The organism is Corynebacterium sp. NML180780 (assembly GCF_007786415.1).
In the GTDB taxonomy this organism is placed as follows: Bacteria; Actinomycetota; Actinomycetes; order Mycobacteriales; family Mycobacteriaceae; genus Corynebacterium; species Corynebacterium gottingense.
The window spans coordinates 121,375-144,114 of the sequence record NZ_VNKN01000006.1 but is presented as its reverse complement, the minus strand read 5'-3'; the positions used below and the strand labels follow the sequence as shown (position 1 = coordinate 144,114).

General features: G+C 65.9%; 25 protein-coding genes and 1 tRNA gene. 15 read left to right on the top strand and 11 right to left on the bottom strand.

What is annotated here, in order from left to right:
* Nucleotides 1–13: 13 nt before the first annotated feature.
* The 4 genes from FPP74_RS05605 to FPP74_RS05590 are packed head-to-tail and all read right to left on the bottom strand — an operon-like array spanning nt 14 to nt 2,061.
* Nucleotides 14–340, bottom strand: a complete 327-nt coding sequence (locus FPP74_RS05605) for a transcriptional regulator (RefSeq protein WP_095275403.1) — start codon at nt 338–340, stop codon at nt 14–16.
* Nucleotides 333–815, bottom strand: a complete 483-nt coding sequence (locus FPP74_RS05600; RefSeq protein WP_144717390.1) for a hypothetical protein — start codon at nt 813–815, stop codon at nt 333–335. The genes FPP74_RS05605 and FPP74_RS05600 overlap by 8 nt, the downstream gene beginning before the upstream one ends.
* Before the next feature lie 41 nt (nt 816–856).
* Entirely contained in the window at nt 857–1,414 is a 558-nt protein-coding gene (locus FPP74_RS05595) for a hypothetical protein (protein WP_233125578.1), read from the bottom strand.
* Nucleotides 1,411–2,061: a hypothetical protein gene (locus tag FPP74_RS05590; protein WP_095275405.1), complete on the bottom strand. Its 651-nt coding sequence runs from the start codon at nt 2,059–2,061 to the stop codon at nt 1,411–1,413. Before FPP74_RS05590 ends, FPP74_RS05595 begins: the two co-directional genes overlap by 4 nt.
* Before the next feature lie 182 nt (nt 2,062–2,243).
* Here FPP74_RS05590 and FPP74_RS05585 point away from each other — a divergent pair, with 182 nt between their 5' ends.
* Genes FPP74_RS05585 through FPP74_RS05575 form a run of 3 tightly spaced genes read left to right on the top strand, consistent with a single transcriptional unit; the run spans nt 2,244 to nt 3,413 of the window.
* Complete coding sequence (locus FPP74_RS05585) at nt 2,244–2,618, top strand: hypothetical protein (protein WP_095275406.1); 375 nt, start codon at nt 2,244–2,246, stop codon at nt 2,616–2,618.
* Between the two features lie 6 nt (nt 2,619–2,624).
* A complete protein-coding gene (locus tag FPP74_RS05580; RefSeq protein WP_144717388.1) occupies nt 2,625–2,855 on the top strand; it encodes a hypothetical protein in 231 nt (76 codons plus the stop codon).
* Between the two features lie 9 nt (nt 2,856–2,864).
* The gene (locus tag FPP74_RS05575) at nt 2,865–3,413 is read left to right on the top strand and encodes an LURP-one-related/scramblase family protein (RefSeq protein WP_144717386.1); all 549 of its coding nucleotides are present in this window, start codon (nt 2,865–2,867) and stop codon (nt 3,411–3,413) included.
* 25 nt (nt 3,414–3,438) lie between these two features.
* Here the strand turns inward: FPP74_RS05575 and FPP74_RS05570 are convergent.
* Nucleotides 3,439–3,512 (bottom strand) — tRNA-Arg (locus tag FPP74_RS05570).
* Between the two features lie 104 nt (nt 3,513–3,616).
* Here FPP74_RS05570 and FPP74_RS05565 point away from each other — a divergent pair.
* The 5 genes from FPP74_RS05565 (at nt 3,617) to FPP74_RS05545 (ending at nt 9,481) form a co-directional block, all read left to right on the top strand.
* Nucleotides 3,617–5,608, top strand: coding sequence for a cytochrome c oxidase assembly protein (locus FPP74_RS05565; protein ID WP_144717384.1), 1,992 nt, complete (start codon nt 3,617–3,619; stop codon nt 5,606–5,608).
* A 140-nt stretch (nt 5,609–5,748) separates the two neighbouring features.
* Nucleotides 5,749–6,402, top strand: a complete 654-nt coding sequence (locus tag FPP74_RS05560; RefSeq protein WP_144717382.1) for a single-stranded DNA-binding protein — start codon at nt 5,749–5,751, stop codon at nt 6,400–6,402.
* Between the two features lie 157 nt (nt 6,403–6,559).
* Nucleotides 6,560–8,230, top strand: a complete 1,671-nt coding sequence (ettA, locus tag FPP74_RS05555; protein WP_095275411.1) for an energy-dependent translational throttle protein EttA — start codon at nt 6,560–6,562, stop codon at nt 8,228–8,230.
* A 147-nt stretch (nt 8,231–8,377) separates the two neighbouring features.
* The gene (locus FPP74_RS05550; protein WP_095275412.1) at nt 8,378–8,848 is read left to right on the top strand and encodes a thioesterase family protein; all 471 of its coding nucleotides are present in this window, start codon (nt 8,378–8,380) and stop codon (nt 8,846–8,848) included.
* On the top strand, nt 8,849–9,481 hold the full coding sequence (locus FPP74_RS05545) for a hypothetical protein (RefSeq protein ID WP_095553630.1): 633 nt from the start codon (nt 8,849–8,851) through the stop codon (nt 9,479–9,481).
* A gap of 10 nt (nt 9,482–9,491) precedes the next feature.
* Here the strand turns inward: FPP74_RS05545 and FPP74_RS05540 are convergent, their stop codons facing one another.
* Both FPP74_RS05540 and FPP74_RS05535 read right to left on the bottom strand, forming a co-directional pair.
* Nucleotides 9,492–9,899, bottom strand: a complete 408-nt coding sequence (locus tag FPP74_RS05540) for a globin (protein WP_144717380.1) — start codon at nt 9,897–9,899, stop codon at nt 9,492–9,494.
* Nucleotides 9,889–10,905: a mechanosensitive ion channel family protein gene (locus FPP74_RS05535; protein WP_122085258.1), complete on the bottom strand. Its 1,017-nt coding sequence runs from the start codon at nt 10,903–10,905 to the stop codon at nt 9,889–9,891. Before FPP74_RS05535 ends, FPP74_RS05540 begins: the two co-directional genes overlap by 11 nt.
* A gap of 180 nt (nt 10,906–11,085) precedes the next feature.
* Here FPP74_RS05535 and FPP74_RS05530 point away from each other — a divergent pair, with 180 nt between their 5' ends.
* Nucleotides 11,086–12,222, top strand: a complete 1,137-nt coding sequence (locus FPP74_RS05530; RefSeq protein WP_095546476.1) for a cystathionine gamma-synthase — start codon at nt 11,086–11,088, stop codon at nt 12,220–12,222.
* Between the two features lie 440 nt (nt 12,223–12,662).
* On the top strand, nt 12,663–13,388 hold the full coding sequence (locus tag FPP74_RS05525; RefSeq protein ID WP_095555045.1) for a GntR family transcriptional regulator: 726 nt from the start codon (nt 12,663–12,665) through the stop codon (nt 13,386–13,388).
* Nucleotides 13,389–13,397: 9 nt separating this feature from the next.
* Here the strand turns inward: FPP74_RS05525 and pepN are convergent, their stop codons facing one another.
* Nucleotides 13,398–15,806 carry an aminopeptidase N gene (gene pepN, locus FPP74_RS05520; RefSeq protein ID WP_144717378.1) on the bottom strand — a complete coding sequence of 803 codons (2,409 nt, stop codon included), beginning with the start codon at nt 15,804–15,806 and terminating at the stop codon, nt 13,398–13,400.
* A gap of 69 nt (nt 15,807–15,875) precedes the next feature.
* On the opposite strand from pepN, the gene FPP74_RS05515 reads away from it, so the two are divergent.
* The 3 genes from FPP74_RS05515 to FPP74_RS05505 are packed head-to-tail and all read left to right on the top strand — an operon-like array spanning nt 15,876 to nt 17,856.
* Nucleotides 15,876–16,502 (top strand): DsbA family protein, encoded by a 627-nt coding sequence (locus FPP74_RS05515; RefSeq protein WP_144717376.1) that lies wholly within the window; start codon nt 15,876–15,878, stop codon nt 16,500–16,502.
* Nucleotides 16,503–16,541: 39 nt separating this feature from the next.
* The gene (locus FPP74_RS05510) at nt 16,542–17,027 is read left to right on the top strand and encodes a ribose-5-phosphate isomerase (RefSeq protein WP_095275570.1); all 486 of its coding nucleotides are present in this window, start codon (nt 16,542–16,544) and stop codon (nt 17,025–17,027) included.
* 22 nt (nt 17,028–17,049) lie between these two features.
* Entirely contained in the window at nt 17,050–17,856 is an 807-nt protein-coding gene (locus FPP74_RS05505) for an N-formylglutamate amidohydrolase (RefSeq protein ID WP_144717374.1), read from the top strand.
* 6 nt (nt 17,857–17,862) lie between these two features.
* Here the strand turns inward: FPP74_RS05505 and bioD are convergent, their stop codons facing one another.
* Both bioD and FPP74_RS05495 read right to left on the bottom strand, forming a co-directional pair.
* Nucleotides 17,863–18,537, bottom strand: coding sequence for a dethiobiotin synthase (bioD, locus tag FPP74_RS05500; RefSeq protein ID WP_144717372.1), 675 nt, complete (start codon nt 18,535–18,537; stop codon nt 17,863–17,865).
* Nucleotides 18,534–19,841 (bottom strand): adenosylmethionine--8-amino-7-oxononanoate transaminase, encoded by a 1,308-nt coding sequence (locus tag FPP74_RS05495; RefSeq protein WP_144717370.1) that lies wholly within the window; start codon nt 19,839–19,841, stop codon nt 18,534–18,536. The genes bioD and FPP74_RS05495 overlap by 4 nt, the downstream gene beginning before the upstream one ends.
* A 70-nt stretch (nt 19,842–19,911) precedes the next feature.
* Between FPP74_RS05495 and FPP74_RS05490 the strand changes: the two genes are divergently transcribed.
* Nucleotides 19,912–20,640 carry a 6-carboxyhexanoate--CoA ligase gene (locus tag FPP74_RS05490; protein WP_144717368.1) on the top strand — a complete coding sequence of 243 codons (729 nt, stop codon included), beginning with the start codon at nt 19,912–19,914 and terminating at the stop codon, nt 20,638–20,640.
* Entirely contained in the window at nt 20,637–21,866 is a 1,230-nt protein-coding gene (locus FPP74_RS05485) for an 8-amino-7-oxononanoate synthase (RefSeq protein ID WP_144717366.1), read from the top strand. The genes FPP74_RS05490 and FPP74_RS05485 overlap by 4 nt, the downstream gene beginning before the upstream one ends.
* Here FPP74_RS05485 and FPP74_RS05480 read toward each other — a convergent pair.
* On the bottom strand, nt 21,851–22,690 hold the full coding sequence (locus FPP74_RS05480; protein WP_144717364.1) for an aldo/keto reductase: 840 nt from the start codon (nt 22,688–22,690) through the stop codon (nt 21,851–21,853). The two genes, FPP74_RS05485 and FPP74_RS05480, sit on opposite strands and share 16 nt — an antisense overlap.
* Between the last annotated feature and the right edge of the window lie 50 nt (nt 22,691–22,740).

Sequence of the window (22,740 nt, the reverse complement as noted above, 5' to 3'; positions counted from 1 at the left end):
CAGGGTACCTGGGCTAGTGCTTCTCGACGCCCACCTCACCCCTCGCCAGCGCCTCCAACGCCTCCATGTGCGCCTGGAAGGCTTCGCGCCCCTCCCTAGTGAGCGTGACCCACACCGTGTCCTTCGCCCGAGTCGAGCCGTACTCGCGGAACCGGGTCACAAAACCGGCTTCCTCCAGGGCGTTGAGCTGTTTGGACAGCGTGGCGTCGGAAAGCTGGGTGGCGTCGCGAAGCGTGCTGAAGCGCATTTCGTAGCGCGTCTCGCCCTCGATGGCGCCGCCGGCGTTGAGCGCCGCGCAAATCTTCAAACGGTTGATGGGGTGGATGACGGGGTTAGTCATGGTACTTGTTCCAGGTCAGGCCGTAGGCGGCGATCATGCCAATTGTTGTGGCTGCCGCGACGATGGCACAGGCCACTGTGCCGATTCCTTCAGCGAGCGTCATGAGGGGGTATGCGAGCAGAGGAATGACGACAGCTTTCCAATTGAGCTTCGGATCCTCGCGGACCTCTTGCTTCATCGCGGTGCGCACCCCGCGTTTGGCGGAAAGCTCGATCCAGATGATGCCCACCACACCAGCGAGGAGGATGAGCAAACCCCAGGCGTGCCCAACGAGGGTGAAGTACATGCCGGCGCCGAAACAGAGGCTGGTCGCCACGATGCTCAGCCACGGCACGGGTTGGGATGCCTTGGCGCGCGCTTCGGTGTCGCGAATTGCCTCGAGTGTCTCGCGAGCGGAGGCGGCTGTGTCCTTGTGTTTGACTCTGGCGTGCTGATTGGTCGTGCTTTGCCGACCCTGCGTCTCCATGTTTTCCATAGTGGAAAGTGTACCGGAACGCGGGGTAACGTCAAGTGGGATTACTCCTCGTCCAGCCACTCCGAGAGCGCCTGCGCGGAGGTACGCGCGTGGTGGACCACCATGCCCAGCTGTACGTCGCGGGCAAAAACGGCCAGGACCAGGTGGCCGACGGGCGGGTGCGCCACTTTTGCCAGTGCGATGACCTCGTCGTTTGGCAGCGATACGCTAACGATTGCGTCGCGTCCTTCGCCTTTCGCCTCATTGGGGTCGCGGGAGGGGTCCACAATCGCGGCCTGCGCCCCGGCGGTGCCAAACATCGATGAGTTTAGGGCGCTGATCCGGGCGGCGTCGAGCGCGTCGCCGAGGCCGATCGAGCAGACGTGGGTGCCGTCGCCGGTGCCGAGGACGACTGCGTAGATTCCCGGTACCTGGTGGCGCATGCGCGACATGTAGGGCAGGGCTGCGGCGGCCAGGTCGTTCGTAGCGAAATCGGTGCCGCGCACCCGGCGGTGGCGCCCAATCTGAGCTTTGACGTCATCTTTCATGGCTTCCGACAATCCGCCCTCCAGGCCGTCTGTGGCCAACGTGGTCGTCGTGTTTTCAAGCGTCGCGGTCACAGGTAATCCTCCAGTCTGGTCAGGGCGAGGTCAATAACGCGCGCCACGTCGTCGTGCACGCGCGGGTCGGCCGCCACCACGGGAATGTCGGAGTGGCCGGCCGTGGAAAGGAAATCGCGCAGGATCGGGAGCGGGTCGGGCCCATCCGGGTCGATGAAGTTCACCGCGAAGGTGGTGCGGTGATAGGCGTCCAAGCTCCCGATGGTCTCCAGCCAGTGCACGACCTGCTGTTCCAGGAGCTGCGGGAGCCCGAAGAGCCAGACCACGAGCGCTGCGGCCGGATTGCGGGCGGGGGTGCGCGCATCATCAAACTGGTCTTGGCCCGCGGTGCCGAAGACGGCCACGCGCGTGGTGTCGGCGCGGTCCCAGACGCCGAAGTCGATCCCCACGGTGGTCGTTGTCTTGGTCTGCGCGAGGAAGTCGTCGGAAGCGTTGGCGTGCGCCTCAGTATTGATGGGTGTCACCGTCGAGATGGTCGCGACTCCCGTCGTCTTACCAACCCCAACCGGGCCGACAAAGACGACCTCGGAATCTGAGTACGCGCCAATGATGGCGTCCGAGGGCATTGTCAGGTGTGGGTCCAGGTCATCGGCGGTGATGTCCTCGGCCTTTCCGTGGCGCCGCCCAGTGGCGGGCGTTTGAGTCATATCATTTCCTCAGGTTCAGTTTGGGGAGTGACACCCAAATTATCAGACTTTTCTTTCCATTTGTCTAATATTGCGGTATTCTGTGGTGGCAATCCGGGCCAGCGTGCACTTCCACCGTCCCAAACGGGCGCGTAACTGTGCGCCGTGACCAGCAATTACTAGAGAATACGAAAAGGAATCGAATGTCCCAGCAGGAGAATCTCAACAACTTCCTCAACGCCGTCTCTGAGGACCTCAGCGGCTTCATTGGCGCATCTGTCGTCGACATCAACACCGGTATGTCCCTGGTGTCCACCTCCCGTTACCCGGACTTCGACCTGGACATCGCGGCTGCGTACAACTCTGAGATGGTGAAGGCCAAGTTCAAGACCATGGAGGCGCTGGGCATCCAGGGTGGCCTGCAGGACATGCTGCTTACCCTGACCGACCAGTTCCACTTGATCAAGATTCTGGAAAATGACTTGTTCATCTACGTGGCAGTCGACTCCTCCCGGACCAACCTGGCGCTCCTGCGTACGGCCGTGAACGCGAACGTGAAGAAGTTCGGCCTGGCATGAACGCAAGTGCGGCGTGACGTCACTGACGGCGCTGACGCCGCCGACGCCACCGACGGCACTGACGCCGAGCTGGTAGAAGCACCTGACGCACCGGATGTGCCGGAAGCGGAGGAGTACCACGGGGCCCACGAGCTAAGGGAAGACCGGGAAGACGTAGTCGTCGAGAAGCCTGAGGTGAAGCCGGAAGTGCGGCACGTGCCGCCGCATCGGAAAGCGTGGTGGCTGCCGTGGCGGTAGCCTGGCGTCATGCTTGATCGCGATGAACTGATTTTCAGCCAGACCAAGGCACTTGGTACCGACGAATTTGAAATCACCGACGGGCAGGGCCAGCTCGTCGGCACGGCGCGGCAAACGCTGCAGCTCGCCGATATGTTCCGTGGCTCGCGCGGGGTGGAGGTGCGCGACGCCCAAGGCACCCTCGTGCTTGGCGTAACCGACCCGGCGAATTTCCTCCGGGACTCCTACGAGGTGCGCCTGGCGGAGCCCGACATGGTGCTCGCTACCCTGCGCAGCAAGTTTTCCCTACTGCGCACCAAGCTCGACCTTGAGATCGCCGGCTTTCCCAGCGTGCAGATTGATGGCAAGCTGCTCGCCCTCAACTTTGACCTGACCGGCAACGGACAGCCGATCGCGAGCATCAATGCAGAGTACACGGGCATGGGGCGCGCGTTTATGGGTAAGACCTCGTACCGGATCAGTTTCCAGCCGGGCCTGGACCAGCGTCAGCACGCGGCAATCCTCGGCACCGCGGTGGCGGTGGACATGCTGCGACGGAAGCGCCGCAACTCCTCCTAGCAGCAGTTTTCACCCCAACAAAAAGCGCCCCCAGCAGGACTCGAACCCGCGACCAGCCGGGTAGAAACCGGATGCTCTAATCCACTGAGCTATGGGGGCAGCGCTCACGAGGGTGCCCGTACGCCCGGGCGCTCCGTGTAGCCCGCCTATTGTAGCGCAAGGCCAGTTAGGCAGCCCAATCAATCAAAAGTAGGGTAGGGGGCATGTCTGAAGTGGGAGTTCGCAAGCGGGCAGTGCGGCCCGCCTGGCCGGTGTACGTTGCAGCCTGCGTGATCGCCGCGGTGGTGGCGGGTGCGGTGGCGCAATCGTTCGCGGGGGCGTCGTTAAGCGCCCTCGGCATCCCTGATCCCGGTGCGTTGACCACTGCCGGCCTGCCCGCGTTGCGCGGCGTCGCCTGGCTGCTGTTTGCGCTGTCGGTAGGGTCGTTTTTCCTCACCGCGTGGCTGATCCCGCCGACGCGGCGCGGCGAGGGCGCGGATCTGAACGGCGCGCAGCTCACCGTCGACGGGATCATCGCATCGCGGACCGGCGGATGGGCGCAGCTTGGCATCGCCCTCATCGGGTTGACGATGATTCCGCTCGTGCTTTCCGACGTCTCCGGCGAGCCGCTCGGGGAGGTCTTCTTCCAGCTCAGTGCCTGGTCCGTCGCGCTGGAGCAGGTTGCCGACGCGAAGGTGTGGCTGGTCACCGCCATCATCGCCGCGGTCGTTGGCGTGTGCGGACTCCTGGCGCGCAGCTGGTTTTCCCAGGTGGCGCTGTGTGGGGGCGCGTTGGCGTCGATAATGCCACTGGCGCTGACGGGTCACTCGGCGTCGGGCGGGAGCCACGACTTTGGCACGAACTCGCTGATCTGGCACCTGGTGTTCATGCTCATCTGGGTCGGCGGGCTCATGGCGCTGGTGGCGCATGGCCGCAGGCTGGGCCCCAACCTGGAGGGGGCGGCGCGGCGGTATTCCGCGGTTGCCCTGTTCGCGCTGCTGGTCATGCTGGTATCTGGGCTGACCAACGCGCTCATCCGGGTGCGGCTGTCCGACTTGCTCGACTACGCCTACGGCTGGGTGCTGGTGATCAAGTTTGCGGGCATCCTCGTGCTCGGCCTGATGGGGTTCGCGCACCGCCAGCTCACGCTGCCGCAGCTGGGGTCGCGCCCCGGCGCGTTTACCCGCTTCGCCCTCGTGGAGGTCGTGGTCATGGCGGCAATTGCGGGCCTGTCGGTCACACTCGGGCGCACCCCGCCCCCGCCGCCGCTGGACCCGGACCTGACCGCGATGCAGGTGGCGCTGGGCTACAACCTTGCCGAGCCGCTCACGTGGGGCAACTGGCTGACGCAGTGGCGCCCGGAGCTGCTGTACAGCGTTATCGCGCTGCTGCTTGCCGTGTACTACCTCCACCTGGTGCGCCGCGTGCCCGGGTGGCGCGCGTCTCGCACGGCGTGGTGGCTGCTCGGCTGCGCCACGGTGGTGGTCACGCTGAGCTCCGGGCTGGGAATGCACATGGCGGCCGCGTACTCCACGCACATGACAGTGCACATGATCCTCTCGATGGGCGCTCCCGTCTTCTTCGTGCTCGGCGCGCCGCTCACGCTGGTCCGCGAGGCCTACCCGGCCGGCGAGTTCAACCCGCGCCTGTGGGCGGAGAGCTTCCAGCACTCGCGCCTCGTCCGCGTGATCACCTACCCGCCGGTGTCCGCGGTGCAGTTCCTCGTGCTCTTCTACGTCATGTACGTCTTCCCCTCGCTGTATGAGCTGATGATCTCGGAGCACGCGGGCCACGTGATCATGAACGCCGTGTTCCTTGTTTCCGGCTATTTCTACTTCTGGGAACTTATTGGGCCGGACGAGCTGCCCGCGCGTCACTCGGCGAAAGTTCGCCTGGCGTGGCTGTGGATCGCCATGCCGTTCCACCTCTTTATGGGCGTGTACCTGATGCAGCTCAACTTCGTGCTTGGCGAGGATTTCTACCAGTCGCTGCAGCTCCCGTGGGATCCGGACCTGCTTGATGATCAAAAGGTGGGTGGCGGAATCGGCTGGGCGGCCGGTTCGTTCCCGCTGGTCATCGTGTTTGCGCAGCTGTTCCGCGCGTGGTTCGCGGAGGACAACCGGGAGGCGATCGAATCCGACCGCATGGCAGAAGAAACAGACGACGCGGAATGGCGTCGATACAACGAGATGCTCGCGCAATACAACCGCCGCTAACTGCCATTGTTCGGAGATTTCCCGCCACCCCTTTCCATTTCGTACGTTTCGTGTAAAAATGCTCATAACGGAGCAAGCGCTTGTCGACGCCCCGTTGCACGAAACAAACGTCAAAGTTTAGGAAAGGGGGTGGCTCTTCCATGAGCCACTTGCACACTCACATCCACGGCAACCTGATTGATAACCCAGACCTCCGCGTGTTTAAGGACACCGATTCGGTGCTGTGTAAATTTCGCCTCGCCACCTCGCGCCGTCGCCCGACGGAGGAAAAGGATTCCTCCGGGAAGGTGCTGTGGGAGGACGTGGATCAGCTGTATATCGATGTCGAATGCTGGGGGCAGCTCGCCACCAACGTGGCGGCGTCGCTGAAGCGGGGACTGCCGGTTTCCGTCTGTGGCAAGTTGGTGACGGAAACGTGGCTGGTTGACGCGCCGGAGGGGGCCGAGCAGGAGAAACTCAAGCGCTCAAAGATCGTGCTGAAGGCGACCCAAGTTGCGTTCGACCTGGCTCGCCACCAGGTCAGTTCGGTGCGTAGTGAGCCCGTTGGTAACACGCTGGCCGGGCAGGAACCGCTTCGGGCGAAGACAACGGAGGAACTGACGCGAGACAGTCGCGGGGGCGTTACTGACCGGCTGATGAGCGAGGAAGACGCCATCGGGCACGCGAAGCGCGCCAAAGAGCGCGAGCCCGTATTGGTCGGCGCGGCCGCAGGCGGTGGCGGCGCGGGTGGCGCAAACGCAGCAGATTCCGCAGACTCTGCGGATTCCGCGGACGTCGAGGGGGTGCCGTTCTAAGCCGTTACTTCACCCAACGCTGATCTGTCGCTGCTTCCCCGCGCGCGATGCCTGGTCTGGTGCAGGCAGTCAGGCCATGTGGAGGCCCCGAAATGATGTAGTCTGTGGAAAGCATTTACGCCAATTTCGCAGTCGAATTCACAAGAGGGGACTTCACGTGGCTGAATTCATCTACACGATGAAAAACGTTCGCAGGGCCATCGGTGACAAGGTCATTCTGGACAACGTCACCATGGCTTTCTACCCCGGCGCCAAGATCGGTGTCGTGGGCCCCAACGGCGCTGGTAAGTCGTCGTTGCTCAAGATCATGGCGGGAATTGACCAGCCGAACAACGGCGAGGCATTCCTTCAGCCCGGCGCGTCGGTGGGCATCCTGCTGCAGGAGCCGCCGCTGAACGAGGAGAAGACGGTCCGCGAGAACGTCGAGGAGGGCCTTGGCGACATCTTTGAGAAGAAGGCCCGCTTCGAGCAGATCGCCGAAGAGATGGCGACCAACTACTCCGACGAGCTCATGGAGGAAATGGGCAAGCTCCAGGAGGAACTCGACGCGGCCGACGCGTGGGAGGTCGACTCCAAGATCGAGCAGGCGATGGAAGCGCTGCGCTGCCCGCCGTCGGATTCCCCGGTGACCAACCTGTCGGGTGGTGAGCGTCGTCGAGTGGCGCTGGCGAAGCTGCTGCTGTCCGAGCCCGACTTGCTCCTGCTGGACGAGCCGACCAACCACCTCGACGCGGAGAGCGTGCTGTGGCTGGAGCGCCACCTGCAGGACTACCCGGGCGCCGTCCTCGCCGTGACGCACGACCGCTACTTCCTGGACAACGTCGCGGAGTGGATCTGCGAGGTTGACCGTGGCCAGCTCTACCCGTATGAGGGCAACTACTCCACCTACCTGGAGAAGAAGCAGGAGCGCCTCCAGGTCGCGGGTAAGAAGGACCAGAAGCTGCAGAAGCGCCTGAAGAAGGAGCTGGACTGGGTTCGCTCCTCGCCGAAGGCTCGCCAGGCAAAGAACAAGGCCCGCCTGGAGCGTTACGAAGAGATGGCGGCAGAGGCGGAGAAGTACAAGAAGCTGGACTTTGAGGAGATCCAGATCCCGACCCCGCAGCGCCTGGGCAATAAGGTTGTCGAGGTGGAAAACCTGAACAAGGGCTTCGACGGACGCACGCTGATCAAGGACCTCTCGTTCACCCTGCCGCGCAACGGCATCGTTGGCGTGATCGGCCCGAACGGCGTGGGTAAGACCACCCTGTTCAAGACCATCGTGGGCCTCGAGGACCCGGATTCCGGCGACGTTGAGGTGGGCTCGACCGTCGAGCTGTCCTACGTGGACCAGAACCGCGCCAACATCGACCCGGAGAAGACGGTGTGGGAGGTCGTCTCGGACGGCCTGGACTACATCCACGTTGGCCAGAACGAGATGCCCTCGCGCGCGTACCTGTCCGCCTTCGGCTTCAAGGGTGCTGACCAGCAGAAGCCGTCCAAGGTCCTCTCCGGTGGTGAGCGCAACCGCCTCAACCTGGCGCTCACGCTGAAGCAGGGCGGCAACCTGATCCTGCTCGATGAGCCCACCAACGACCTCGACGTGGAAACCCTGGGCTCGCTGGAAAACGCGCTGCAGGCATTCCCGGGTTGCGCCGTGGTCATCTCGCACGACCGCTGGTTCCTGGACCGCACCTGCACCCACATCCTCGCCTGGGAAGGCAACGTTGAGGAAGGCCAGTGGTACTGGTTCGAAGGCAACTTCGGCGATTACGAGAAGAACAAGGTCGAGCGACTGGGCGAAGAGGCCGCGAAGCCGTCCCGCGTCACGCACCGCAAGCTGACGCGCTAGGCACACGCTTCTCGACGCCACCCGGCCTCCCGCTTCACGCCCCGCCCCGAGAGCCAGCTCACACTGGTTCCGTGGCGGGGCGTTGGTTGTGGGGTAGCATGTCGGCAGTACGTGCACCGCATACCCGCGAAGTTTGGAGTGGAGAATATGGCTGAGCAACCAGGACACGGCGAGACCGCAGGCGCGAACGGCGCCGGGGCCCCGCATACTCACAAGGTTTCGCTGCGCTGGGGCGACTTTGACCGGTACGGCCACGTCACCAACTCCGCCTACATCGAGCTCGCCCAGGAGGCGCGCCTGGCGTTTGCGCAGCAGTTCTTCGAGGCGCAGGGCCACGAGTTCGTCGTGTTTGTCCGCCGCGTTGACGCGGACTACATCCGCCCGCTGCTGCCCAACACGACCGAGGTCACCGTGGACACCGAGGTTGTGCGGCTGGGCAACACCTCCTTCACCACGCGCCAGGAGATTAAGGACGCGCAAGGCCACATCTGCTGCGTGGTGGAAACCGTGCAGGTCACCGTGGACACCGCGACGACGTCCCCGCGCCAGATCACCCAGAAGGAAATCGGCATCCTCACCCGCGTTGCCTCGAGCATCGACGAAGCTGGCGAGGAGTAAATGGAGTCCCTCCGCATTACGGACGGCGCTCCGGGGCTGACAGCGCTGATCGGCCGGGCCACCGGCCTCGACGCCTCCGCGTCGGCCCGGTTCCAGTCGCTCGACGCAGGCGCCCCCGCGGTCGACGTCTATGTCACCACCCCCTTCGACTGCATCGCGTCGCGCCGGGTGAGCGGCGAGGCCTCGCGCGATGGGGCAGTGGTGGCGGCGAGCGATCTGCTGGCTGCGTTGCAGGCTGGCCGCGCCGAAGTCGGTGCGGCGCGGGACCCCAACTGGCCCGGCGCGCTGCCCCCGCGCGAGGGCTTCACGGTGCGTGACGAGGTGCCAGTTTCGGTGGCGCGCCAGCTCGCCGACAAGGGCCGAGAACTCGCCCGCCAGTTTTCCGGGCCGATGGGGCCGCCGAAGTCGCTGTTGGACTCGACGGTGCTGACCGCCGACGCGGAGTCTGCAAGCCCGGTGGAGATCCCCATGCGAATGATTTTTACCTGCACGTCGCTGGGGTTCATCCCCGGCTTCGCTGCCCCCATTGACATCCCGCGCCATCTGCGGGTGTCCACCGCGGGGCGCTGGGTGCGTCTCGACGCCCCGTTTGGGTCCGTTTACCACTCAACGGGACTCGGGCTGTTCGTCTAAGCACGCTCGTTTAGTACGCGCGCGGACCCTGGTTGATCATCATGTAGGCGACGCGCTGCATGTGGTTCCACAGGGCGAAGCGGTACGCCTCGGGGAGCTCCTCGTCCGAAAACTGGTTCAGCGAATTTTCCATGAGGTGTAGCCACCGATCCGCCTCTGGCTCGCCGATGGGGAAGGGGAAGTGGCGGCGCCGCAGCATGGGGTTGCCGCGCTTTTCCTGGTAGGTCCGGGGACCGCCCCAGTACTGCACGAGGAACCAACGGAGCCGGTCCTGCGCGCCGTCCCAGTCCTGGTCCGGGTACATCGGGCCGATGAGGTCGTCTTCTTTGACCTGGTTGTAAAAGCCTTCGACGAGGCGTTGGAAAAAGTCGGCGCCCAGGGCGTCGTAAAGCGAATGCTCCTGCGGGTTATTGGTCATTGGAGGGCCCTCTTTCGGTGATCTTGTCGCGCGGGTCATTACGCACGAGGGTGGGTTCGGAGCCCGGCAGGCGGACGTCGGCTTCCTGCATCGCCTCGAGGATCTGCTCGTACATGAAACGACTCACGCCCCACTGCGCGCCGGGCATGGTGTTTACGGTAACGCGATAGGTGAGGTGGTCGGTAGTGAAGCTGGATACGCCGAGGAGCTCGGGCTCGCCGATGATGTCGCGGCGGATGCGCTCGCTCTGAGCAGCGGCGCGGGCGGCATCCAGGATCACGTCTGCGGCCTTCGATGGGTCGGCGAACAGGGAGACGGGGACCTCCATGCGGGCGACCGAGAAGCGATCCGAGTTGTTGCCAACCTGCTCGATGTCGCCGTTGCGGATGTACCAGAGCGTGCCGTCGATGTCGCGCAGCGTGGTGATGCGCATGGTCATGTCCTCGACGGTGCCCTCGACGTCATTGACGGCGATGACGTCGCCCACACCGTACTGGTTCTCAAGGAGGATGAACATGCCGGACAGGAAGTCCTTGACCAGCGACTGCGCGCCGAAGCCGAGGGCGACACCAACGATGCCTGCGGAGGCCACGAGCGGGGCGACGTTCACGCCGAGCTGGTCCAGGATGGCCATGATGGCCCAGACCCAGATGACAATGGCCACCGCAGAGCGACCCACGTTTGACAGGGTGCGGATGCGTGCCTGCCGGCGCTGCTCCTGCGAGCGCGCCTGTGGCGAATCAACGTCGCGCTCCCCGCGCCGGAAGGGCACGCCGCTGCCCGGGTTCTTGATTGCGTTTTCGGCACCGCGGCGGATCAGGCGGTTGAGCACCCACTGCAGCACGGAGGCCACGAGGATGATCAGGAGGATCCACAAGGGGCGGGTGACAAAGTTTTGCTGCGTGTCGGGGTCGTTCCACCAGGTGGAGAGGCCGGAGACGGCGCTGTCAACGCGCGCCTCGGTGCCGTTCGATGCTGCTGCGAGAAGTGTTGTTGTATAGCTCATCAGGTGCAATCTTAACCAGATGGATGTGCCGGAGCTGACCAGACGGAACGAACGTACTGTGCATAAAATTCGCCGATTCCGCACCCAAAATGAACCGCTTGGTCTACACTTCGGGGAAACTTCCCCTCGCCGCACGGATGCGTCGCACGGAGGGGCCGCGACGACAAGAAAGGTACCGCGATGACCTCTGGGTTCTCCACAGATTCAATTCACGCTGGGTACGAGCCTGACAGCCTGTACGGACCGATCAATGCGCCGATCTACGCCTCCACCACATTCGCGCAGGACGGGTTGGCCAAGCTCCGCGGCGGGTACGAGTACACGCGCGTGGGTAACCCGACCGTGACCGCGCTGGAGAAGACCGTCGCCGCGCTGGAGGGGGCGGACTACGGCGTGGCGTTCGCCTCCGGAATGGCGGCGATTGACTCCCTACTGCGCATCCTGCTCAAGCCCGGGGACCACATCGTCATCGGGAACGACGCCTACGGCGGCACCTACCGCCTCATCCAACAGGTCTTCACGCTGTGGGGCGTGGAGAACTCGGTGGTGGACATTACGGACACCGACGCGGTCACTGCGGCGATCCAGCCCAACACCAAGGTGATTTGGGTGGAGACTCCGACGAACCCGCTGCTAAACATCGCGGACATCACGGCAATCAGTAGGGCCAAAGGTGCAGCAACCCTCGTCGTGGACAACACGTTCGCCTCTCCCTACCTGCAAAAGCCATTCGAGCTGGGCGCGGACGTGGTGCTGCACTCCACCACCAAGTACATCGGTGGCCACTCTGACGTCGTTGGCGGCATCGTGTGTGGCAAGGATGCGAATCTGGAGGAGGACCTGCGCTTCTTCTTTGGCTGGGTCGGCGCGATCCCGTCACCGTTTGATACCTACCTCACCGCCCGCGGCCTGAAGACGCTTGCGGTGCGCATGGACCGCCACTGCGATAATGCCGAGGCGGTCGCCGATTTCCTCCAGCGCCAGGACTGTGTGGCCAAGGTCCACTACCCGGGGCTTGCCTCGCACCCCAACCACGAGGTGGCGAAGCGCCAGATGACGCGCTTCGGCGGCATGGTGTCCGTCGAATTCCAGACCGAGGAGCAGGCGAAGGCGTTTTGCTTGTCGACGAAGCTGTTCTGCCTCGCAGAATCGCTCGGTGGAGTAGAGAGTCTGGTCGAGCACCCGGCGACCATGACGCACCTGGCGGTCAACGGGTCGGCGCTCGAGGTCCCGCCGGAGTTGGTTCGCATCTCGGTGGGCATCGAGGACGTGGACGATCTCATCGCCGACCTCGAGCAAGCCGTGGCGGCGTTGTAAGCCGGACGCTAGCAAGCTCGGCGCGGCGAGTTCGCCTGGTGACCTCGTTATACCTGCGGATGCATAAATTGCATCGAAGTTAGACCCCTAATAGGGGGTAATTTCGAGGTTTTTCATGCATGGCATGCATGTCCGGTCGGAATGTACCTTTTGGGGGTGATCGGGGGGAGGTGTGCACCCGTTTGGGTGTGTGCTGCCGGGGTCGGAAAGGGCGACGTTCGTCCAAGTTTAGACCATTGATTTGACAACAACTGTCGGTCGGGTGCGTCGAAAGGATGCAGGGTAACTGCATCCTTTGTTGATTAACGTTGATCGAAGAGAAATTTACTCAGCCGTTTTCAACAGTTTTGACGGCTGCGTGTAAATGCACGTAAATCAACGGCCGAGTTGCTCGTCTTGGGAGTTTTCCCTTGCGCGAGGGAGGGCGAGGGAAGGTATCTATGGCGACGAAACCGGCGTATCTCCGTATCGCGGAGACGCTGCGCACCAGGATTGAGTCTCACGAACTCAAGCCCGGTGACAAGCTCCCACCCGAGCGCGAGCTGGTCGACCAGTTCAACGTCGCCCGGATGACAGTGCGGCACGCGCTTGATGTGTTGCAGCTGGAAGGCATCATTGAGCGCAAGCGCGGCCGAGCCGGGGGCACGTTTGTGCGCGCGCTGCCGCCCGTCGTGGACCTCAATGGGTCGACCGGGTTGGCGGCGCAGCTGGAGGAGAAAGGGGTGGACATCGTCTCCAAACTGCTGTTTTCCGGACGCATCACCCCTCCTCGGGTTGTTGCCGCGGCCTTTGGAGACGCCGAAACCGACGCCGAGCTCGGCGACGGGGCGAGCGACAAGGTGTATGCGGAGGAGCGTGTGCACTATGCCGACGGGGCCCCGGCGTTTTCGGAGACGCTCTACGTGCGCCCAGGATACGAGGAAGGCTACGCCGTGAGCAGCCTGACTTTGACGGTGGACAGGCGGCCGGAGGCGGCAACGCTGCGCGAGGACGTGGTCACCCCCGGCGCGGCTACAGATGTGGAGCGCGGCCGACTCCAAATGGCGGCGAATGCGCCACTGCAGCGCGTGACCCGCAAGCTGTACGAGGGGAGCCTCGTCGTCGCCTACGCCACTATCGTCGTCCGGCCGGACGTGGCGCAGCTCCGCACGGTCACGCGCTTCTAGCGCCGCGCCTTAGCTGACCTCGCCAGCGCCTTCAGCACCTTCAGTGTCTGCAGCGCGGTTGCGCACGGCGCGCGCAACTCGGTCCTGGCCCTCGGCGAGGATGCGCTTGAGGCCGGCGGGCACGGAGGCGTCGTCAAGCAATGCGTCCGCCTTGCGCACGGCCTCCTCGGAGATCGCCCAGGTCGGGTACATGCCCTCGAGGCTGCGCTGCGCCATCTCATTGGTCAGGCGGTCCCACAGCGCCGGCGCCACGCGGAAGTACTCGTCGGTGAACGCGTCGAGTTCGTCGCCGTTGAACTTGAGCCCGTCCATGAGGTAGCGCGCCTCCAGGTTGGTCAGGTCCTCGTTGACCAGCGTGTCCCACGCCCATCGCTTCTCGACGCTCGCGCGGCACCGCAGCCGCGAAATCACACCCTCGGACGAGGTGTCCTCTTCCTTATCCGCGTCCTCGAGCGGCGCCTCGCCGGCAGCGATGAGGCTGGTCAGGGCCAGCCAGCGCACCTCCTGGTTGTCCGAGCGCTCGAGCAGCTGCTTGAGGTAGTCGACCGTCTCCGGCGTCGGTGCGAGGCGGGCGAGTGCGCGGTCGAAGATTGCAGCCGGCTCGGCGCCGCGGAAGGCGTCGTTGAGCAGGCGGAAGCCCTCAGACTGCCAGGCAGGGTCGACGTACTGCTTGACCGCCAGGGTGGCCTGGGCGAGCAGGCGCTCCTGCACGCTCGGCTGGTCCTCGGCGGCGCCGTGCTTGGCCACCAGGCGGACGAACTCGCGGGCCGGGAGCTGGCCGTCACGCACGGACTCCCACAGCGACGACCACACCAGGGTGCGCGCCAGCGGGTCGGTGATCTCGCCCAGGTGGTCCAGAGCGAAGCGCTGGTGCGCGGGGGTCAGGCCCATCTTGCAGTAGGTGAGGTCCTCGTCGTTGACCAGAGCCAGGTCGTGGTCGACGCCGGCGAGCTCTGGCACCTCGGTGCGCGCGCCGTCGACGTCGAGGGTGACGTGGTGGGTGCGGGTGACGGCGCCGTCGGTCAGGGAGTAGAGCCCCACGGTGACGCGGTGGGTGCGCATGACGTCGGATTCCTGCACGACGGTGAAGGAGTCCTCGGTGATTTCCGGACGCAGCGCGGACACACCGGTGGTGCGCAGCCACTGCTCGGACCAGCTGGACAGGTCGCGGCCCGAGGACTTCTCCAGCGCGGCGAGCAGGTCAGCGAAGGTGGCGTTAGCGTGGGCGTGGTTGGTGAAGTGCTCGTGGACACCGGCGAAGAACTCGTCGCGGCCGACGTAGGCTTGCAGCTGCTTGAGCACCGAGGCGCCCTTGGCGTAGGTGATGCCGTCGAAGTTCTGCTCCGCGGTCTCGATGTCGGGCGCGTCCGCCGCGATCGGGTGCGTGGTCGGCAGCTGATCCTGCTGGTAGGCCCACGCCTTCTCCACGGCGGCGAAGGTGGTCCAGGCGTCCGGGTACTCGCCGATCTCGGTCTGCGCGATGGCGGCGGACCAGGTGGCGAAGGACTCGTTGAGCCACAGGTCGTCCCACCACTGCATGGTGACCAGGTCGCCGAACCACATGTGCGCCATCTCGTGCAGGATGGTGTCGTTGCGGCGCTCCAGGCGGTACGGGGTGGGCTCGGAGGTAAACACGTACTCGTCGCGGAAGGTCACCGCGCCGGCGTTTTCCATCGCGCCCATGTTGTACTCGGGGCAGAAGATCTGGTCGTACTTGCCAAAGGGGTAGGCCACACCGAAATTCTTGTGGTAGTAGGCGAAGCCGTCCTTGGTCTGGCGGAACAGGCGGTCGGCGTCCAGGTGCTCCATGAGTGAGGCGCGGGCGTAGATGCCCAGGGGGATCTCCCCGTGCTCGTCGGAGTAGGTGTCGGTGACGTGCTCGTACTCGCCGGCGATCACGGCGATGAGGTAGGTGGACAGGGGGTAGTCCACGGTGGCGGACCAGGTGTTGCCCTCGCGCGTGGTCGGCGCGTTGAGGACCACGGTGTAGGACTCCGGTGCGGTCACCGCGATGTCGTAGGTGGCCTTGATGTCCGGCTGGTCGAAGCAGGCGAAGACCTTCATCGTCATCGCGGGCTCGAACTGGGTGTAGAGGTAGTCCTTGTTGTCCACCGGGTCGGTGAATTTATGCAGGCCCTCGCCGGTGCGGTTGTAGGTGATGGTGGCGTCGACGCTGAGGGTGTGTTGGCCGTCGGTAAGCGAAAGCTCGCGGCCTTCGACGGGCGAGCCGTCCAGGGTGGCCGTGAACGAGTCCGCGACCAGGTCGAAGGAAGTTTCGCCGGCACGGGAATCGAAGGTGACCGTGGTGCGCGAGCGGAACTGCTCCGCGCCAGTAACGTCGAGCTCGATGGAGTAGTGGACGTTGGAAATGAGGGCGGCGCGGTGCTGCGCGTCGGCCCGAGTCAGATTTGTTTTCATGGCCCCAACATACTCGGACACGCGAAATGGCTACTGTGGGGGCCAACTGCTCACACAAAGGAGAATGTAATGACCCAACAAGTCACTTTTTGGTTCGATGTTTCTTGTCCGTTTTGCTGGCTGACCTCCCGCTGGATCAAGGAGGTCGAGCAGGTGCGCGACATTGAGGTCGAGTGGGTGCCGATGTCCCTGAGCGTGCTCAATGACGGCCGCGACCTCTCGGAGACCTACGCCCGCATGATGGAGGCGAACTGGGGCCCGGCCCGCGTGTTCACCAAGGTGAAGGACGAATTCCCCGACAAGATCGACGAGCTGTACACGATGATGGGCACGCTCGTGCACACCGAGGGCCAGGGCGGCAAGCAAGGCTTTGGCGGCTACGACGAGACCATCGGCGTGGCCCTCGACGCGGTCGGTCTGCCGCCGCAGCTGGCGGATGTGGCCAACTCCGAGGTTGTCGACGACCAGCTGCGCGCCTACCACCAGCAGGCCATGGATAACGTCGGCGATGAGGTCGGCACGCCTGTGGTCAAGCTCGGCGACACCGCCTTCTTCGGCCCAGTGATCACCCGCGTGCCCAAGGGCGAGGAGGCAGGCAAGCTTTTCGACGCCTCCGTGTCCCTCGCCTCCTTCCCCTACTTCTTCGAGCTGAAGCGCTCGCGCACCGAGGACCCGCAGGTCCGCGAACAGGCGTAGGGGCCCTAACCGGGCCGGGCGGCAGGTAGGCTTGTGCGCATGCGAATTTACCTTGGAGCAGACCACGCCGGTTTCGAGCGAAAGAACCAGATCAAAGCCCACCTGGAGCACGCAGGCCACGAGGTCATCGATTGCGGCGCCCACGAGTACGACGCCGCCGATGACTACCCGGCGTTTTGCATCGCCGCCGCTGAAGCAGTGGTGGCGAACCCGGGCTCGCTCGGCATCGTGCTGGGCGGCTCCGGCAACGGCGAGCAGATCGCCGCGAACAAGGTGAAGGGCGCGCGCTGCGCCCTGGCCTGGTCCGAGGAGACGGCGAAGCTGGCGCGCGAGCACAACAACGCCCAGCTCATCGGCATCGGTGGGCGCATGCACACCGAGGAGGAGGCGCTGAAGATCGTCGACGCCTTCGTCGCCCAGCCATGGAGCGAGGAGGAGCGCCACCAGCGCCGCATTGACATCCTGGCGAAGTACGAAGAGACCGGTGTGGCTCCGGAGGTGCCGGGTAACCCAGCGCAATCCTAAAATCCCGGTTACGCTTCTGTGCATGAGCGCACAGCCCGAGCACTACATCATTACGCAGGGCGGGGCCGCATGCCCCGTGATCATCCACGTCCCGCACTCCTCGCGCGAGATCCCCGAGGAGGTGGCCGCTGACTTCGTCGCCACCGACGCGCAGCTGGCGCAGGAGCTCGACCGCGTGACGGACGACGGCACGCTTGAGCTCGCCACCGCCGCCCGCGAGCAGTCCGGGGTGGACGCGTGGATGATCGTGAACAACCTGTCGCGACTGGTGGCGGACCCGGGGCGGTTCTCCAACGAGCGCGACTCGATGGACGCCTCAGGCCGCGGCGCCGTCTACATGAAGCTTGGCGACGGCAACCTGCTGCGCCCCGCGGGCTTTGACACCACCGAACTGCGCGCGAAGTACTACGAGCCCTACGCAGAGGCCGTCACCGAGCTCACCCGCGGTCGCCTGGACGCCCTCGACGGCGCGGTGATCGTGGACGTGCACTCCTACTCCAACCAGCCCGACGAGTACCAGATCCACCCCGGCACGCTGCTGCCGGACATCTGCATCGGCACCCACTCGATCCATACCCCGGCGCTGCTTGCGGACGTGACCGACCGCGAGTTCACCGCCGCCGGGTTCAACGTGGAGCGCAATACCCCGTTCACCGGCGTGTACATCCCCGTCGAGTTCACCCAGAACATGAAGGTGCTGGGCGTGATGATCGAGGTGCGCAAGGACATCCTGAGCAGTGAGCGGGCGGCCGACGTCGCGGCGGCGCTGGCCAAGGTGATCCGCCACGCGGAGGAGATCGCGCAATCCGAGGTCGGCCGCCCGCTCTAGACCGAGCTACCGCGGCGGCGCAGGAACGCCGAGTGCCCGGGCCATCCGCGCAAACGCATCGCGCTCCAACGCGCCAGAGCCGGCGGGGATACTCGCCCACAGGTCCACGCCCGTGACCACGGGCAGCTCCTCAAGGTTGAGCCGCGTCGCCAGATCCGGCTCCGCGGGCAGCATGCCGCCGATAAGCCCGGCGACGCGCACACCGCGGCGCGTCGCCTCGCGCACCGTCAGTTCCGCGGCGTTGAGGCTGCCCAAGCCCAGCGAGGTCACGACAACGATGGGTGCGTCCAGCTCGGCGGCGATGTCGGCGATGGTGTAGTCGTCTGCAAGCCGCACCAGCAGGCCGCCCGCGCCCTCCACGAGAGTGACGCCGCGGCCGCCGTCCTCGGCGTCGAGCGCCCGGATCCAATCGCAGACCTCGCCCAGCGGCGGGACCTGCATGCCGGCGCGCCGGGCCGACAAGTTGGGGGCGAGCGGCTCGGGGAAGCGGACGTACTCGTGCGTGGCCACGCCGGTGAGACGGTCGACCGTGTTGGCGTCGCCGGAGCCGTCCGGTTCTCCGGTCTGCAAGGGTTTGGCCACGCGCACGGCCGTCCCGTCCGCCTGCCACGCCGATGCGAGCGCCGCGGTGGCGATGGTTTTGCCCACGTCAGTGTTTGTACCGGTGACGACAACAATCATTGGTCCTGCTCCTGTGTATCTTTGTGTGCGGCTGCGGCCGCTTCAGCCGCAGCGACCACGGCCCGACCGATCTGCCGGACCTGGTCCTCGGTGCATACAAACGGCGGCATGGTGTAGATGTTGCGCCCGAACGGCCTGATCCACACGCCCTGGTCCACCGCGGCCTGCGTGGTGGCGGCCATGTCCACGTCGAACGCCATCTCCACCACGCCGATCGCGCCGAGAACCCGCACGTCGGCGACGCCGGCGATGTTGCGCGCGGGCGCAAGTGCCTGGGTAAGCCAGGTTTCGATGTTGCGAGTCTGCTCGCGCCAGTCGCCCTCGGCGATGATGTCGGTCGCCTCGGCGGCCACGGCGCAGGCGAGCGGGTTGCCCATGAACGTTGGCCCGTGCATGATCGCCGACGGCTCCATGCCGGCTGCGACCTTGTCGGTGGTGAGCACCGCGGCGAGCGTCATGAACCCGCCCGTGATCGCCTTGCCCACGCACAGGATGTCGGGGACCACGCCGTTGTCCAGGGTGGTGAAGAGCTGACCGGTGCGCCCGAAGCCGGTGGCAATCTCGTCTGCAAGCAGGAGTACACCGTGCTTCGTGCACAGCTCGCGCACGCCACGGACCAGCTCAGCGTCGTGGAAGCGCATGCCGCCGGCGCCCTGGACGACGGGCTCGATCACCACTGCGGCAATGTCGTCGGTGATGAGCTGCTCAAACTCGGCGAGGTACGCGGCGCGTGCGTCCTCGCTCGCGCCGCGTACCGGCGGGGCGGGGGCGAAGCGCTGCTCGGCGAGCACGCCCTTCCACATGGAGTGCATGCCACCGTCGGGGTCGCACACGCTCATCGCGGCGAAGGTGTCGCCGTGGTAGCCGGAGCGCCACGTGAGCAGCCGATTGCGCTCCGGGTGTCCGGTGCCGCGGGCGTACTGCAGTGCCATCTTAATGGCCACCTCCACCGACACCGAGCCGGAGTCTGCGAGGAAGACGCGGCTGTAGTTCGGGCCCGCCTCGCCGCTGGTCAGCTCGAGGAGGTTTTGGGTGAGGCGCGCTGCCGGTTCGTGGGTGAGCCCGCCGAACATCACGTGCGACATGCGGTCGATCTGTTCGTGGGCGGCGCGGACCAGGCGGGGGTGCCCGTGGCCGTGGGCTGCGGCCCACCAGGACGACATGGCGTCGATAAGCGTGCGCCCGTCGGCGAGCTCGAGGAAGACGCCGTGGGTCCGGACGACGGGGAGGTTGCCGGAGCCGGGCGCGGCGTAGGGGTGCCAGATGTGCGCGGTGTCGATCGCGGTGATCTCGTCGGGCGTCATGGGAGCCTTTCATTGCTGCAGCTGGTGGCGATATTGAACACTGTACAAGGCGGCGTGTAGGTTGGGTCACATGACCTACTTTTCGGTGCGCATGCGCGCGAGCTCCAACGGCCGACACATCTCTGGCGCGGAGCGCATCGTGCCCGCAGAGTGCGTGTCGTCCACCTGCGCGCAGCTTGCGCAGCGCGCGCTGGACCACCCCAAGGGCGTGGCCGCCGAGACGCACCTCACAGTGGAGGCGCTCGACCCCGAAGCGATCCGGCGCGTCCCCGCGCTCGGCGTGGAGGTGGCGGAGTGCGCCCACCCAGGTGAGGCGCAGCAGGTGATCCGCGCGCTGCTCGCGCCGCTGACCCCGCACGCCGACGCCCTGGTCCGCGACACGTTCGCCGCACGGGACATGCGCGGCGCCATGCTCGTGTGCGCGGGCACCGGCGCGCGGCTGGAACCCGACCGCGAGCGCGGCGTACGCGTGAGCCACGTGGACGCCGTGGACGCCACCTGCACCACAGTCGCGCCCGGCAAGGACGCCGCCCGCGAGGCGCTCGTCCTCAGCAGCAAGGTCGCCGCGCACCCCGACGTACTCGCGGAGCTGTGCATCTCCGACGACCCCGACTACACCACCGGCTACGTCGCCCACGCCGGCACGTACACGCGCATCCCCAACATCAAGCCGGCAGGTTCGCCCGCTGGTGCGCGCGCCTTCCTCGTCCGCGAGGGTGCCGACATCGCCGCGCTCATCCGCTACCTGGAGCGAGAACCGGTGTTGGTGCGCGTTCCGTCGCAGGAGGACGCGCAGTGACCCCCGGCCAGCCACCGCAGGCCGAGACGCTTGCCGACGTCGCCGCCGCCAGCCTCGACGACTGGCGCGCCCGCGGCCTGTGGCGCAGCCCGTCCGTCTTCGCCACCGCCCAGCGCGCCGAGGCGAGCCTCCGGGACGGGGCACACCGCACCGACGCGGTCCTGTTCAGCTCTTCCAACTACCTGGGTTTAGCGGAGGATCCGCGCCTGGCTGACGCCGCCATCGCCGCGATCCGGACCTTTGGTGCGGGCTCGGGCGGCTCCCGCCTCACCACCGGCACCAACGAGCTCCACCTGGCCGCCGAGGCCGCGTGCGCGCGCCTGACCGGCTACGACGATGCAGTACTTTTCGCCACCGGCTACCAGGCCAACGTGTCCACCCTCCAAGCCCTCGCCGCCGCATGCGCGAGCGCGGGCGGCCTCACGATCGTCTCGGATGCGCGCAACCACGCCAGCATCATCGACGGCTGCCGCCTGGCGAAGGCCAGCGGCGCCGAGGTCTGCGTCACCCCGCATCGCGACGTCGACGCCGTCGCCCGTTGCCTGTCCCAGCGCACGACCGCCCACGCGCTCGTGGTCACCGACGGCCTGTTCTCCATGGACGGCGTCTGCGCGCCGCTGCCCGCACTGCTCGAGGTCTGCCGGGAGCACGGCGCCTGGAGCATGCTTGACGACGCCCACGCCATCGGCACCATCGGCGCCACCGGCCGCGGCCTCCCCGAGTACTTCGGTGTGCGCCCCGACATCCAGCTCATGACCGCCAGCAAGGCGCTCGGAGCGGAGGGCGCCGCCGTGGCGACCAACGCGCCGGTTGCCCAACTCCTGCGCCAGCAGGCGCGCTCCTTCGTCTTTTCCACCTCACCGGCGCCGGCGACCTGCGCGGCGATCACCGCCGCGGTCGAGGTACTCGAATCCGATCCCAAGCCGGTGCAGCGCCTGCACGCCAACATCGCCCGCTGGTACGCCAACCGCGGCGAAGGCGCGATCGATCCCGCGGGCGCCGGCCCCATCATCCCGGTCCACGTGGACGACGAGGCCGCCGCGATGCGGGCGTCCGCCCAGCTGCTCGAGCGCGGGTTCATCGTGCCCGCCATCCGCTGGCCCACCGTGGCCCGCGGGCAAGCGATCCTGCGCGTCACCCTCATGGCGACGCACACGTCAGCGCAGATCGATGCCCTGTGCGCCGAGCTCGCGGCGCTGGGAATTGAAGGCTACATGTCCGAGTAGTGCGCGGGGTGCGGCCCGAATCGTCCGAACTCCTCCTCGTCAAGCGCAATCATGGCGGCCATCTCGTCGTGGTTGAGCTCGAAGTCGAAGATGTCCAGGTTCTCCGCCATGCGCTCCGGCGAGTTGGTTTTGGGGAAGACGATTACCCGGTTCTGCAGGTGCCAGCGCAGCACCACCTGGGCGGGCGTCTTCCCGTGCGCCTCGGCGGCGTCGGTGATCTCCGGGTAGTCGGAAAGGTCCAGGTTGCCGCCGCCCAGCGGCGCCCACCCCTCGATGGCCACCCCGTGCACCCGCATCGCGTCGAGCTCCTTCCACCGCTGGAACAGTGGGTGCAGCTCGACCTGGTTGACCGCCGGGGTGACGTCGGTGGCCATCTCGAGGTCGTGGATGTGGCTGGGGAGGAAGTTCGAGACGCCGATTGAGGTGGTCAACCCTTGCTCGCGCAGCTGGACCATGGATCTCCACGCGTCCACGTAGGCGCCCTCCGAGGGGACCGGCCAGTGGATCAGGTACAGGTCCACGTGGTCCAACCCCAGGCGCTCGAGGGACTCGGACAGCGCCGCGTCGGCGTCGCGGTGCCGGCCGTTCCACAGTTTCGTGGTCACGTACAACTCGTCGCGGGGCACGCCGGAGGCGGCAATAGCGCGGCCAACGCCCTCCTCGTTGTGGTAGATGAAGGCGGTGTCCAGGTGCCTGTACCCGGCCTCAAGCGCGGCGAGGGTGAGTTCCTCAGCGAGGGCCGGGTCGACGCGGTGCAGCCCGTAGCCGAGTTGGGGGATCAGGGTGCCGTCGTTGAGCTTGAGCTCGGGAATCGTTTCCGTCATGGCCGACATCGTAGTCGGGCGGGGTGACGGGGGCGTCGATAAGCGAATGC